The sequence below is a fragment of the Microbulbifer sp. ABM4_008 genome, from assembly GCF_056311705.1.
This window is the reverse complement of sequence record NZ_CM149970.1, coordinates 2,217,162-2,230,365: the sequence shown is the minus strand read 5'-3', so window position 1 is coordinate 2,230,365 and position 13,204 is coordinate 2,217,162. Positions and strand designations below refer to the sequence as shown.

Sequence of the window (13,204 nt, the reverse complement as noted above, 5' to 3'; positions counted from 1 at the left end):
TGCCCTACCCCATTGTTTGCTGCTGTAACAGAGATGCGTATCGACCACCCTGGGCGAGCAGCTCTGCGTGATTCCCGCTCTCTACAATTCGACCTTTCTCCATCACCAGAATGCGATCGGCATTCTCGATCGTACTCAGGCGATGGGCGATAACAAACGTAGTGCGGTTTTTCATGACTTCAGCCAGAGCCGCCTGAATATGGCGCTCCGATTCATTATCCAGTGCTGAGGTAGCCTCATCCAAGATCAGTATGGGCGCATCCTTAAGCAGGGCACGGGCAATAGACAAGCGCTGGCGCTGGCCGCCGGAGAGCATCTGCGCATTATCCCCCAGAACCGTATTCGCCCCCTCAGGTAGCTCTTCAATAAATTGAGCTGCATGTGCCTGCTCCATAGCACGCAGAACATTTTCCTTGGGTGCATGCTCTAATTCACCGTAGGCAATATTGCGATATACAGTGTCGTTAAACAGCACGATATTTTGGGAAACCATACTGATATGGCGGCGCAACTCTTTAAGAGGCACCTTGGAAATATCAGCCCCATCGACCAGGATACGTCCACCTGTCGGCTCGTAAAACCTAGCCAGCAGACTTACCAGCGTGCTCTTGCCGGAGCCAGATGCACCCACCAGGGCCACCGTTTCTCCCGGACTTACCGCGAAACTGATGTCGGAGAGTACTTTGGGTGCTGCCGGGTCATAGCTAAACTCAAGCCCTTCAAAAGCTACTGTGCCATTCACAGGCTTAGGTAGCTGAGCTTCACCATCCTGGGGCTCTCTGGGAGCATCCATTACTTCAAAGATACTCTCCGCTGCCGCAATACCCTTCTGGATATCGGCAAAAATTTCGGAAAGGCTGCGCACCGGCTTGGCCAGGGATGCAGCCGCACCAATATAGGCGGCAAAAACCCCAGCAGTCATGGACTCAACCATACCCGGTGCCAGAGCCAGCCAGACAATAGTTGCGGTAGACAAACCAACCAGTATCTGAATCACAGAAACACTGGCATTGTTTGCTACTACGAGCTTCATAAACTGCCGACGGTTATTGTCACTGGCAGAGAGGAAGCGGGATTTCTCGTAATCCTGCCCCCCATACATCCGCACCACTTGATAGCCATTGATCGCCTCCTGAGTGACATGGGTAACGTCGCCCATGGAATTCTGGATGCGATGGCTTAATTTGCGGAAACGCTTACCCACGATGCGCACAATAAAGGCGATCAAGGGGGCAAAAAGGAAGAAGGTTAAAGTCAGCTTCCAGTTCACCAGTAACAGGTAGGTCAAGAGACCGATTACCGTAAACGACTCGCGGAAGAGTACCTTCACCGCCTTGGTGATGGAGTTGGTTACCTGCTCAACATTGTATGAAACCTTTGAGATCAGGTAGGCGCCGGTATAGCGGTCAAAATAGGAGCTGGGGAGCTGGCCAATTCTCTCGAATAGCTGTGTTCGCAACTCATGGATCACTGCGCGGCCCACATAGGCTAAACCATAGCTGCCGACAAAATTGCCAATAGCCCTAAGGACAATAATCAGCAACATTGCGAGCGGTACAAGCCAACGAGCAGTCTCCTGGGGCATTACTCCGTCGGGGTAATAGGATGCTACAAACTTTGAGAGAAACCCGCGACTCTCTTGGATACCAGCTCCCACTGCATCGAGCAACAGCTCGGTCACAGCAATCAGGCTGACGCCCATGATCGAAAACAGGAAGAAGCCCAGTACCGCAACCCCGAAAATCGCCATGTGCGGGCGGGCATAAGTGAGCAATCGACGGTAAGTTTCCGCCCCATTTTGCGGTTTGCTGGGGGGCGCTTTTACTTTCTTCATACAGACCAATGAATGGACTCGCCCCACCTGGGGCGAGTGGGCACAGAAACCGAAGGTAAGTCAGCTCCCTACAGGGTTCCGCGCTAGTTTTCTTCCGGCTGCCGTGTAGTAATGCTTAGGTTGACAAAGCCTAGCTGTCCAGCGGCATCCATTGCCCGAACCACGGCTTGGTGATGAGCGGTGGCGTCGGCGGTTATCACAAGCGGGCGATTGTACTCGCCTGCGGAAACTTCCGACAGCGCAGATTTGAGGGTGTTGATCTTCTTATTGATCAAAGCTTGTCCATCTACTGAATAAGAACCATCAGCACTGATCAAAATCTCTACAGATTTTGGTTGATCAACAGACTGAGGACCTGCTGCTTCAGGCAGGTTCAGCTTAAGATGGCTTTCCTTGGTGAAGGTTGTAGACACCATAAAGAAAATCAACAGCAGGAATACCACATCGATAAGTGGTGTCAGGTTAACCCCTTCCTGCTCTGTGGCTTGGCGGCGGAATTGCATCGCTTGCTACCCCGCTCAGGCCGCATCTTCGATTTTACGATCGCTGTGCAGAGCATCCACAAGCTTGACAGCTTCCTGCTCCATTGCCACAACAATCGTGTCAACGCGACGCTGGAAGTATCTGTGCGCCATTAACGCTGGGATAGCGACAGTCAGGCCAGCGGCAGTAGTGATCAATGCCTGGCTAATACCACCGGCCAGTACGCCTGCATTACCGGTACCTTCCACCATAATCGCGGTAAAGACCTGGATCATACCGATCACAGTACCCAGCAAACCAATCAGCGGTGCTACGGCAGCAATCGTGCCCAGAGCACCCAGGAATCGCTCCAGTTCATGCACAACCTGGCTGGCAGTTTCCTCGATGCTATCTTTCATTACTTCGCGACCGTGGCGGGAATTGGACAGGCCCGCAGCAAAAATTTTTCCCAGTGGGCTGGAGTCGCGCAGCTCCTTCAATTTTTCCGCATTGACCTGGTTATTTTTAAGCCAGCCCCATACCTCACCTAATAAAGTACGTGGTGCAATATGCTGCGAGTGCAAAGTCCAGAAACGCTCGACACAAATAGCAATAACCGCTACAGAGCAAAACAGGATTGGCCACATCAGCAGGCCGCCGGATTTTATTATCTCAAACACTTTCTTAGCCCCAGAAAACCAGAGGGAATTTTTGGAAAATTATTACTGCGTCCTCGACGCAGAGCAGCACTTTATCACAGCTGGTGCCGGCGGCTAAGTCCTCCCACGCATCCTTATTCCCTGTTGTGACTCGCATACCAAAACCGTGGTGCCAAACGAGCCTGTAAAATTTGCGGCTCTTGATCTCCAGCTCGCCAGAAAAATTCTACCGCTCCGCTCTCCGCAGTACTGAAAATACTGGCACCGAAGTTTTGGTAGCGCTTCACAACATCGGTGTGAGGGTGGCCAAAGTGGTGACGGAAACCGGCACTAAATACAACCCGTTTAGGCCTGGCCCACTCGAGCAAAGCGGCCGATGAGGAAGAGCGGGAACCGTGATGAGGCGCAATCAGTACGTCAACAGCGGGAAATTGTGGATACATTTTAGACAGTTGATATTCAACCTTACGACTGATATCCCCAGTAAGCAGTAAACGCACCCCCTGCCATTCAGCCAAAATTACACAGCTGTGATCGTTCTCCTCACCATCCAGTAATTCCTCTCCCTGTGCCGTTAAGGAAGGCCATAACCATCGAAATGATATATCTCCCAGTTGCTCTTCCGTTCCTGCCCGACACTGCTCAGTAATCGTGGTTGCCGATAGTGGTAAATTGCTAGCTAAAATCCCTGGGGCATAGAGCTTTTTTGCTTCAATGTTTCTAAGTAAACCCGCCACGCCGCCGGCATGATCCCTATCTCCATGACTGACGATTAGTACATCGAGTTCACTACCCCCGCTACTCATCAAGTAGGGAGCCACTATCGAACCTCCCGCGCTCCAGCCCGAGGGGATTGAAGGCCCTGCGTCGTAAACAATACGACTTTTTCCAGTGCTGATAACTACTGACAACCCCTGACCAACATCCAGCACTGATAACTTCAAACGCTCATCTGCCGGCGCCAATGTAGAAAGCCAGGGCTGAGCAACTGGAAGAAAAAATAACCAGCCTAACTTGCGTCCTGGCAACCCTTTAGGCAGCAAAAGTAGCACCGCGCCAAGCCCAGCGATGACTATCACCAATGCAGTGGAGGCAATCGCAAAACCACGGAACCCCGGTATCGAATGATCGACAATATCGAGCGCAGTCATCAGCAGATCCAATTGCCAACCTGCAAACTGCAGCAGCCAAACACCCAGCTGAGTATCAATAAATACAGCACCTAACATAAGTGATGGCAAAATAGACAGGCCCATCCAGGGAATCGCTACAAGATTGACCAATACACCTGAAAGGCTAAAGCCAGAAAAATATATTATCGATGGGATAAACAGGCCAATTGCAATCAGCCACTGGCTTCGCAACAGCTGCCATAACGATAACTGGGAAAATCGGTGCTGCCATGAGGTTACAGCACCAGGGGCCTCAGCCTTCGGCCTCCATTGCGGCTCTCGACTTAAGCTAATTCGCCCACTGAACCCCAAAAGCAGACTGCCGACGGCCACAAAGGACAACCAAAAACCAGCACTGTAAAAAGCCAGTGGCTGCAGGGTAAGCACTATTGCCAGAGCCAATGAAAAAGCAAAACCCGCTCCCAGTCTGCGCCGCCAGTGCCAACCCAGTAATAGCACCCAGGTCATTACAAGCGCCCGTTGTGCGGATAGAGGAACGCCGGCGATCAAGGTATAAACAAGGCTCGCCACCAAGGCGAGTCCTATCGCAATACCAAAACGGCTGGTGCCCGTAAAAAGCCCAATCCCTTTTGCCAGTACGGTGCCCATCAACAAAATACAACCGGCCACCATGCCCACATGTAAGCCGGATATGGCAATAAGGTGGCCCGTACTTGTCCTTTTAAGCAGGTCGGTATCACCTTCGCTCAACTGACTGCGATCTCCTAGTAATAACGCCGCTATCAGGTCCGGTCGCTGGATCGGTAACTGACTAATTTGGGAGCGCAATTCATCCCTTAGCTCGATAATGCCATTCCCCTGCCCCAGCCACTGAGGAGGATAATCGCGGGGGCGAACATACCCTGTTGCCGTAATTCCCTCTCGCAAAAGCCAGCCTTCATAGTCGAATGTATGTGGATTAACGCTCCCCCTGGGAGTTCTCAATCGCACAGGCAATATCCATTGAGAGCCACCCCGCAGGCGAGCCAGAGCCTCATCGTCAACTCGATACCAGGTTAGGTTGAGAAGGCTTCCGATAGGTAGCTCTGGCGGTGCTAACTGGCCACCCTCTTCACCTAAAGAACTGGAAACAATATCCACAACTCGAGCGCGAAAACGCACCGTTTGTGATTCTGAACTAGCGCCAAACCCTCCCCCCTCAGTTAATTCAGGCAGCGAGACCAGGTTCAACTGAAGTACGAAGTCCGCACCATGTGCACCGAGGGGGAGCCGGCGATCCAGCGATGCTTCATGAGAGTGGAGTGCCCAGGTCGCACCAATAAAGGAGAGAAAGATCAGAGCAAGGGGGCGCCAGCGGCGTATTACCACCCAGGCAAACAAGGCTAGAGAGAGATACAGTGCCCACAGAGTGCTTTCAGCGGGTAATCGGGCAAGACATCCCACTGCGATAATAGATAGCGAATAGACCCAAAGATATGTGCTGGGCCCCATGTAGACGACAATGCCTCTCGCCTTAGCCAGCAGGCGAGAAAGCCCGTGAATTCGCCCCCCCAAATTCGATAACTCCATCCGCAGCGCCATCCCTTACACCGCCCTTTTTGTTCAACTATTGACCACCTCTACTCAAATCAACGATGATTGCGGCCCGCCGCTTGAAGCGCCTAAAACCTCACTACAACTAGCTTACCTGCCATTCGTAGCACCGACCAGTCACATATTTTTAAGAAAAATGCCATTTTTAACATGTTTGTAATATTCAAAACGCAGAATCCGCACCAAATCGAAAGGCAGCCAACTAGGACGACACGGAAGGCACCTTTCACCCAAAACCATAAACTGTGCGAGACGATTATGAATAAGACCGCTCTCTCTCTGGCCATCGTTGCCATGGTACCTGCTCTGGCCAACGCCCAAGATGAAGGCGATGTACTCGACTTTTACGGCAAAGCCAATGTCACTTTCCAGGCAGCCGACGAAGGTGACGATTCCGTCACTGACGTTCAGAGCAACGCTTCCCGCCTGGGCGTTAAGGGCGAAATCGCCCTGACTGAAGGCGTTAAAGGTATCTACCGTATGGAATACGAAGTAGATATGGACGGTGACGCTGACGATACTTTCTCCCAGCGCAACATCTACGCTGGCCTGGAAGGCGGCTTCGGCCAGGTAATCGCTGGTAAATTCGATACTCCCTTGAAGGTTGCCCAGAAGAAAGTTGACCTGTTCAACGACCTCGAAGGCGACATCAAGAGCCTGATCACCAACAGCGATAACCGCGAAGAAGACGCGCTTCAATACACTACCCCTTCTTTCGGTGGCTTCAAAGCTTCCGCTGCTTTCATCAGCAACAAAGAAGAAGTTATTGACGACGTAACGGGTGAAGAGCGCAACAACGGCGTATCCATGTCTGTCGCCTACGATAACAACGGGGTTTACCTGGCCTACGCTATGGACCAGGACGTTGAGGGTCAGGACGTTGACGTTCATCGTTTCGTGGCCCAGTACAACATCGGCCCCGTACAGGTAGGCGCCCTGTTCGAAGAGCAAGACGCTGACGCCGGCGACTCTGTTGATGGCTGGATGAGTTCTGTTGCTTACAAGCTGGACCAATGGACCCTGAAAGCCCAGTATGGCCAGTCTGACATCAAGGAAGAAGGCGGTGAGACTTTCAGCCTGGGCGCAGACTACAAATTCAACAGTGCAGCCAAAATTTTCGGCTTCTACACCGATGAAACTGCTGACGACGACTACGATCGCAGCTACGCCGGTGTTGGTGTTGAATACAAGTTCTAATCATTCCTGAGGTGCGGCGATCCAATTTGGGAAGTGCGACTCTGTCGCATTGGGAAGATTGAGCAGTGAAAAAGGCGGCCTATGGCCGCCTTTTTCACTCTGGAGTTTCCTGAGGAGCCTCTAAATAACCAATAGATCCATAAAGCGATTAACTGACAACTGCTTTAATCCATGAAGATCATTAATAGCTGCAAAAATTTTGTTAGCCCGCCCTTGTGGGAATCGCGTAGCTAAATTATTACGGAACTTATCTTCCAATAACGGAATCCCCTCCCGTCGGCGACGGCGGTGTCCCATCGGATATTCAACTTCAATCTTTTCTGATGCGTCACCACTTTTAAAGAATACTTGTACCGCACTGGCTATAGAACGCTTATCTGGGTCTAAATAATCTTTTGAGTAACCTTTATCTTCTATCACTTCAATCTTGTCCCGCAAGATATCGATCTCTTTGTGCTCACGATGAAAATCATCTTCATAAAAACCTGGCTGTAAATCACCAAAAATGAGCGCCACTGCAACAATATATTGCAAACAGTGATCACGATCTGCCGGATTATTTAATGGACCTGATTTAGTGATGATGCGAAGGGCTGATTCATGTGTGGTCACTACGACCTTAGTAATGTTATCGATACGGTCTACAACCTGTGGGTGTAAAATAATTGCCGCCTCACAAGCTGTTTGACCGTGAAACTCAGCCGGATAAGAAATTTTGAATAGGATATTCTCCATGACATAGGAGCCAAAACTTCTAGGGAACTGAAAACTGCGCTCTGAAGGTGGTTTCAATTGCTGCTCAGCATTCGTCTTGCTAAAAAGGACATCATAAAAACCCCATTGCTGTGCCGTAAGTACTCCGGGCACCCCCATTTCTCCACTTATCGCCAAATCAGCCAAGCGAACCCCACGGGAACTGGCATCACCTGCAGCCCAGGACTTGCGTGATCCAGTATTCGGGGAATGCCTATAGGTCCGCAAAGCTCCACCATCCGCCCACGCCTGAGACACCGCAGCCATTATTTCCTCCCGCCCAGCACCTTTAAGCCAGGCAGCCACAGCGGCAGAAGCAACCCGCACCAGTAGTACATGATCGAGCCCAACCCGGTTGAAACTGTTAGACAATGCCAAGACACCTTGAATTTCGTAGGCCTTGACCATTGCTTCGAGTACCGTGCCCATTTTTATTGGGCTTTCCCCCTTAGCTAATTGGCCTTGCGATAAGTAGTCACAAACAGCCAATATTGCCCCAAGATTGTCAGAGGGGTGCCCCCATTCAGCCGCCAACCAAGTGTCGTTATAATCGAGCCATCGAATTGTACAGCCGATATCCCATGCGGCTTTTATCGGGTCCAAGCGAAACCGGGTGCCAGGTACTCGGACCCCATTCGGCACCCAGGTCCCCTCCACCCAGGGCCCCAACAACTTTGTACATTCAGGAAAGCTCAGCGCCAAAAAGGCACACCCCAAGGAATCCATCAGGCTAAATCGAGCTGTTTCCCAGGCATCACTGGAACCCACTTTGAAATGAAGCACATAATCTGCAATATCCTGTATCACCTGATCGTAATCGGGGCGGATATTCTGAGCGGAGTCAGCAATCATGATTGAATAGCCCGTGAAAGTGTCGGAGGGCAAAACAGATGGAGTAAGGTTAGCTGCTCCCTAAACTTCAAATAGATAAACAAACGACCGAAGAATTCTATATTGTTAGGAATCTCTGAAAGCAGGAATCAACCCACTTGCAACGAACTAGCGACCCAATGAAAAAACTTCGATTCCTCAAAGAAACGGTATTATTCCGACAAGGGGATTCTGGTCCCCAGATTTATTTTATTCATGCCGGCTACGTCCTTATCCAAAAAGTGGACTACTGTGGCAACCTAGCCATTGTCGATCTCTATGGGCCCGGATCATGGTTTGGACCAGGTCTAACTGGGAAAAACCTGGACCTTCAAGCAACCGCCAAATCCGGCAGTGAACTGGAAGTTACTTCCGCTCAACATCTAAGCGCCATGATGGAGCGCCATTCACAGACCCACGATGGGCTGTTGCAACAACTAGCCACAAGGGAGTCTCAACTTCAGCAGCGTCTTTTCCTCCACATCACCGCCCCCTTACCGGTCCGGTTGGCCAACTTGTTAGCTCAGCTATTTAATTACCGGGGGCAAGCCTGTGGCCATGGACATCAACTCGACATCAAGTTGACCCAATCCGAATTGGCCGCCATGGCCGGTGGAAGCAGGCAAACGGTCAGCCAGCTCCTTAAACAATGGAAGTCTGATGGAGTTATCGACTATACGCGCCAATATATCTGCCTTCTCGATCAAACCGCGTTAAACAGCCTGGCAGAAAACCAAATATATGCGCCAGTGTCAGCCAGCTGACAGTTTTACCCTTCCCGCCTTCATATACTTTCCAGCAGCTGAAACCCGGGGATAGCTCTCCCACATCAACAGCAATGGAAAAGGATTATGCGCAGCGCCTACTTATTTACCTCTTTAGTTCTGACACTCGTATTGGGTATTTCTGCAAAGGCCGATGAAAACCTCAATTTAACCTATAAAAGTATGGTTGATAGCCAGGGGAATATTACTTTGCCGGATAATTACCGTCGGGAATGGGTCTTCCTGGGCTCCTATCAGGTAAAGTCCTCGAGTGGCGATGGATGGGATACTCATAATGTCTATACCCAACCCCAGGCAGTCGAAGGGTATCGCAAAAATGGGAAGTTTCCCGATGGGACAGTTTTGGTAAAGGATGTTAATAGCACCCAATCGGAGCCCTTAACCACAGGGTTGGCTTATTACTCCTCAGACCTTCAATTCACTTTTATGATGGTAAAGGACGATAAAAACCGCTTCCCAGAAAACCCGGCTTGGGCCGAAGGCTGGGGATGGGCTCTATTTAAGCCAGGAATAGCTAAAAGTGAAACCAAAACCTGGAAAGGCAGCGGGCTTAACAACTGTTTTGGATGCCACCTACCAGCCAAGAATAATGACTGGGTATACACACAAGGTTATCAACAGGTCCTACAGAACTAAAAAGTAAACAGCAAAAATCAGAGGTTAGAGGTCTATTATTCGGCTAGAGTAACAGCATAGATTCCCTCCATAACAGCTTATCACCCCCACCCCAGCGCTAATTGATTTATATCAATTAGCGCGATCTTGAATACCGTTAACATGCGGCCGCGTCCGACTATTCCACTATGAGTTTTTCCGTGTTTAAACCTGAGTTACTGTCCCCCGCAGGGACTTTAAAAAATATGCGATATGCGTTCGCCTATGGTGCCGATGCCGTTTATGCTGGCCAGCCCCGCTACAGCTTGCGTGTGCGCAATAATGAATTTAAAAATATTGAAACCCTGCGCCTAGGCATAGAAGAAGCACACCAGCAGGGAAAACAGTTCTATATCGCCTCTAATATCGCCGCTCACAACGACAAAGTTCGCAGTTACCTGCGGGACCTGGAAGAAATTGTCGAAATGGGGCCTGACGCCCTGATTATGTCCGACCCAGGTCTGATAATGATGGTAAGGGAGCGTTGGCCTGATCTGCCAGTTCACCTATCCGTACAGGCCAATGCGGTAAACTACGCAACCGTAAAGTTCTGGCATCGCCAGGGGTTATCTCGGGTGATACTTTCCCGGGAATTGTCCCTGGATGAGATTGAAGAAATTCGCCAGAAAGTGCCTGAGATGGAGTTGGAAGTCTTTGTCCACGGTGCACTCTGTATCGCCTACTCCGGGCGCTGCTTGCTGTCCGGTTATATGACCCATAGAGATGCCAATCAGGGCGCCTGCACCAACTCCTGCCGCTGGCAATACCAAGCTCATGAAGCCAAAGAGAATGAAGTTGGCGAATTGATTCATGTGCAAACCCAGGAACCTATCCAGGAGTCCACCCAGCAACCCACCTCCACCAGTGACAGTACTTCACAGGCCTTTTTATTACAGGAAGAAGGTCGCCCTGGCGAATATATGCCGGCCTATGAAGATGAGCACGGTACCTACATCATGAATTCCAAAGATCTGCGGGCCGTACAGCACGTCAAGCGCCTCACGGAAATGGGGGTTCACTCTTTAAAAATCGAAGGTCGCACCAAATCCCACTACTATGTAGCTCGTACAGCTCAGATCTATCGTCGCGCGATAGACGATGCAGCAGCAGGAAAAGACTTTGACATGAAGATGATGGACGAATTGGAAACCCTCTCGAACAGAGGCTACACGGAAGGTTTCTACCGTCGCCATCCACCAGCAGAATACCAGCAATATGAAAAGGGGTTGATATCAACTCCGGGCCAACAGTTCGTAGGCGAGCTTATTGACGGCAGTCCTGAGTATTTGACGATTGATGTAAAAAATCGCTTTGAACGCGGTGATCAATTGGAGTTAATGACTCCCAGCGGTAGCTTGTTCTTCCCCTTGGAGCAAATGGAGAATACGGAAGGCAAAGCGATCGATGTAGCTCCGGGATCCGGGCATATCGTGCAAATACCCCGACCAGAGGGGGTTGATGACGATCAACTTCAACAGGCGCTATTGGTCAAAGCTCTGGGATAACCCTCGGCCTGTAATTTGCACTATGGCTTATCAAGCTCTTCGTTTTGCAAATATATTTTGTTAAAGGTGTAGTGGTTTAGACAATCTACCGGATTCACTAAGCCACGACACCTTTATTCCCACTACATCTCCACAATTTTACTTGTGAACCTATCCTCAAAATGCATTGGGTAATCGTTAAACCTCTCAAGTTACTGCCCACCTCATAATATTCAAACCGTCCTGTATTTCCCCACCATTCACCGCAAGCAACTGGTTCTTGTACCAATTTTCCTGCATTTTCAGCCTCACCTACAACCCTTTTAAAGCCCTGAGTTTTGATCACAAAAATATGCTCGACAGTACTAATTACAAGATAAAAACCCGCCCTCCCTCGGAGTTCCAACAGGAATACACCCGTTTTAAATAGTTATGATTTTCCACCTCTAACTCGCCCCCGCATCAAGGTTTCACAGTAGAAAAGCGTGCAACGATTGCTTAACCAAGGAAATGCCGCAATATGGATATTATTAAACCTAAGAAACGCCCCCTGATTAAGCACCCTTTAATGCTAGGTGGTGCTGCTCTTGCTTTTGTGGCATTTACCAGCACCCTCTTGTTACTTCCTGACAGCGCCTACAAGGTTGAGCGGCAACAGCTGATGTTGGGTACCGTCCAACGGGGAGACCTGCAAGTTGTGGTAGATGGCTACGGTAGGCTGCGTTCAGACAAGCAGACTTTAATTACCGCCCTAACCGCAGCGAATGTTGAAAAAATCATGTTGCGTCCCGGTGCAGAAGTACAAAGTGATAGCATCATTATGCAGCTGAGTAATCCAGAGTTAATGCGCGACCTGGATGCAGCCGAAACCTCCCTGGAACAAGAGGAAGCTAATCTGCGCCGGCTTGTTCTGAACAACCAGCGCGATGTTCTCGCGGAGGAAGCCATACTCGCGGAACTGAACTCCAATTACCAAGTGATCAAGTTGCGTCGCGAAGCTGAGGACGAGCTGGTAAAAAGTGGAGTGGTTTCCCAGCTCACCTACCAAACCACCGTCTTACGCCAGGAACAGATGAAAAAACGTGTGGACCTGCAAAAACAGCGTATCAACCACCTTCGTAAAGTCGCTGTCGAATCAGAGCTAATCCAGCGCGAGCAAATCAACCAAGCCCAAACCCAACTGCAAAGTATCCAGCAACGAACAGACCGACTGACCGTACGCGCAGGCCTGGACGGCATACTGCAACGACTACCGGTAGAGCTGGGGCAAGGTGTCGATCCCGGGCAGGAGCTGGCGCTGATCGGCAGTGAGACTGATCTTCTCGCTTTGGTTCAAGTACCGCAATCCAAAGCAGAGCAACTGGAGGTTGGCCAACCCGCTGAAATTGATACCCGCAGAGAAAAAGTCGAAGGTATGGTAACCCGTATTACTCCTGAGGTTCGGGACGGCAATATTGAAGTGGAAATTGCTTTTAGCGCGGGCGCTCCAGAGTCTGCCAGGCCACAGCTCAACGTCGATGCCCGGATCTTCACTGCCACGATGGAAGATACGCTGTTCGTCGAGAGACCTATCAATGTGCAGAGGCACAGTGAGGCCAATCTGTTCCTGATTAACGAAAACGGGGAGGAAGCGGCACTCCAGCCCATCAGCTTCGGCGAGGAGTCGGGTCGATATATCCAGATCACCCAAGGCCTCAATGAAGCGGACCGCATCATCCTCTCGGATATGGCCAATTTTAATGAAGCTGAGCATATCCAGATTATTGACTAAAGCCTGAAA

At 50.3% G+C, this 13,204-nt stretch carries 10 protein-coding genes; 5 read left to right on the top strand and 5 right to left on the bottom strand.

What is annotated here, in order from left to right; all coding sequences use genetic code 11:
• Nucleotides 1–4: 4 nt before the first annotated feature.
• The 4 genes from msbA to ACYX4J_RS09630 form a co-directional block, all read right to left on the bottom strand.
• Entirely contained in the window at nt 5–1,834 is a 1,830-nt protein-coding gene (msbA, locus tag ACYX4J_RS09645) for a lipid A export permease/ATP-binding protein MsbA (RefSeq protein ID WP_476178476.1), read from the bottom strand.
• An 83-nt stretch (nt 1,835–1,917) separates the two neighbouring features.
• Entirely contained in the window at nt 1,918–2,337 is a 420-nt protein-coding gene (locus ACYX4J_RS09640; RefSeq protein WP_444897173.1) for an ExbD/TolR family protein, read from the bottom strand.
• Nucleotides 2,338–2,352: 15 nt separating this feature from the next.
• The gene (locus ACYX4J_RS09635; protein ID WP_413665667.1) at nt 2,353–2,976 is read right to left on the bottom strand and encodes a MotA/TolQ/ExbB proton channel family protein; all 624 of its coding nucleotides are present in this window, start codon (nt 2,974–2,976) and stop codon (nt 2,353–2,355) included.
• A 113-nt stretch (nt 2,977–3,089) separates the two neighbouring features.
• The gene (locus ACYX4J_RS09630; protein ID WP_476178475.1) at nt 3,090–5,669 is read right to left on the bottom strand and encodes a DNA internalization-related competence protein ComEC/Rec2; all 2,580 of its coding nucleotides are present in this window, start codon (nt 5,667–5,669) and stop codon (nt 3,090–3,092) included.
• Between the two features lie 270 nt (nt 5,670–5,939).
• Between ACYX4J_RS09630 and ACYX4J_RS09625 the strand changes: the two genes are divergently transcribed.
• Nucleotides 5,940–6,878, top strand: coding sequence for a porin (locus ACYX4J_RS09625; RefSeq protein WP_444905367.1), 939 nt, complete (start codon nt 5,940–5,942; stop codon nt 6,876–6,878).
• 120 nt (nt 6,879–6,998) lie between these two features.
• On the opposite strand, the gene ACYX4J_RS09620 is transcribed toward ACYX4J_RS09625, so the two are convergent.
• Nucleotides 6,999–8,483, bottom strand: coding sequence for a bifunctional 2-methylcitrate dehydratase/aconitate hydratase (locus tag ACYX4J_RS09620; RefSeq protein WP_445358440.1), 1,485 nt, complete (start codon nt 8,481–8,483; stop codon nt 6,999–7,001).
• 158 nt (nt 8,484–8,641) lie between these two features.
• Between ACYX4J_RS09620 and ACYX4J_RS09615 the strand changes: the two genes are divergently transcribed.
• The 4 genes from ACYX4J_RS09615 (at nt 8,642) to ACYX4J_RS09600 (ending at nt 13,195) form a co-directional block, all read left to right on the top strand.
• Nucleotides 8,642–9,265 (top strand): Crp/Fnr family transcriptional regulator, encoded by a 624-nt coding sequence (locus tag ACYX4J_RS09615; RefSeq protein ID WP_444897170.1) that lies wholly within the window; start codon nt 8,642–8,644, stop codon nt 9,263–9,265.
• 87 nt (nt 9,266–9,352) lie between these two features.
• Nucleotides 9,353–9,922, top strand: coding sequence for a cytochrome P460 family protein (locus ACYX4J_RS09610; RefSeq protein WP_444905369.1), 570 nt, complete (start codon nt 9,353–9,355; stop codon nt 9,920–9,922).
• A gap of 167 nt (nt 9,923–10,089) precedes the next feature.
• Complete coding sequence (trhP, locus tag ACYX4J_RS09605) at nt 10,090–11,445, top strand: prephenate-dependent tRNA uridine(34) hydroxylase TrhP (protein ID WP_476178474.1); 1,356 nt, start codon at nt 10,090–10,092, stop codon at nt 11,443–11,445.
• Between the two features lie 499 nt (nt 11,446–11,944).
• Nucleotides 11,945–13,195 carry an efflux RND transporter periplasmic adaptor subunit gene (locus tag ACYX4J_RS09600; protein WP_476178473.1) on the top strand — a complete coding sequence of 417 codons (1,251 nt, stop codon included), beginning with the start codon at nt 11,945–11,947 and terminating at the stop codon, nt 13,193–13,195.
• Nucleotides 13,196–13,204: the final 9 nt, after the last annotated feature.

Excerpts from the sequence above, each read along its gene's own strand:
- ACYX4J_RS09615 (WP_444897170.1), top strand. The coding sequence starts at position 8,642 with ATGAAAAAACTTCGATTCCTCAAAGAAACGGTATTATTCCGACAAGGG.
- ACYX4J_RS09620 (WP_445358440.1), bottom strand. The coding sequence starts at position 8,483 with ATGATTGCTGACTCCGCTCAGAATATCCGCCCCGATTACGATCAGGTG.
- msbA (WP_476178476.1), bottom strand. The coding sequence starts at position 1,834 with ATGAAGAAAGTAAAAGCGCCCCCCAGCAAACCGCAAAATGGGGCGGAA.
- ACYX4J_RS09610 (WP_444905369.1), top strand. The coding sequence starts at position 9,353 with ATGCGCAGCGCCTACTTATTTACCTCTTTAGTTCTGACACTCGTATTG.
- ACYX4J_RS09640 (WP_444897173.1), bottom strand. The coding sequence starts at position 2,337 with ATGCAATTCCGCCGCCAAGCCACAGAGCAGGAAGGGGTTAACCTGACA.
- ACYX4J_RS09630 (WP_476178475.1), bottom strand. The coding sequence starts at position 5,669 with ATGGCGCTGCGGATGGAGTTATCGAATTTGGGGGGGCGAATTCACGGG.
- trhP (WP_476178474.1), top strand. The coding sequence starts at position 10,090 with ATGAGTTTTTCCGTGTTTAAACCTGAGTTACTGTCCCCCGCAGGGACT.
- ACYX4J_RS09625 (WP_444905367.1), top strand. The coding sequence starts at position 5,940 with ATGAATAAGACCGCTCTCTCTCTGGCCATCGTTGCCATGGTACCTGCT.
- ACYX4J_RS09600 (WP_476178473.1), top strand. The coding sequence starts at position 11,945 with ATGGATATTATTAAACCTAAGAAACGCCCCCTGATTAAGCACCCTTTA.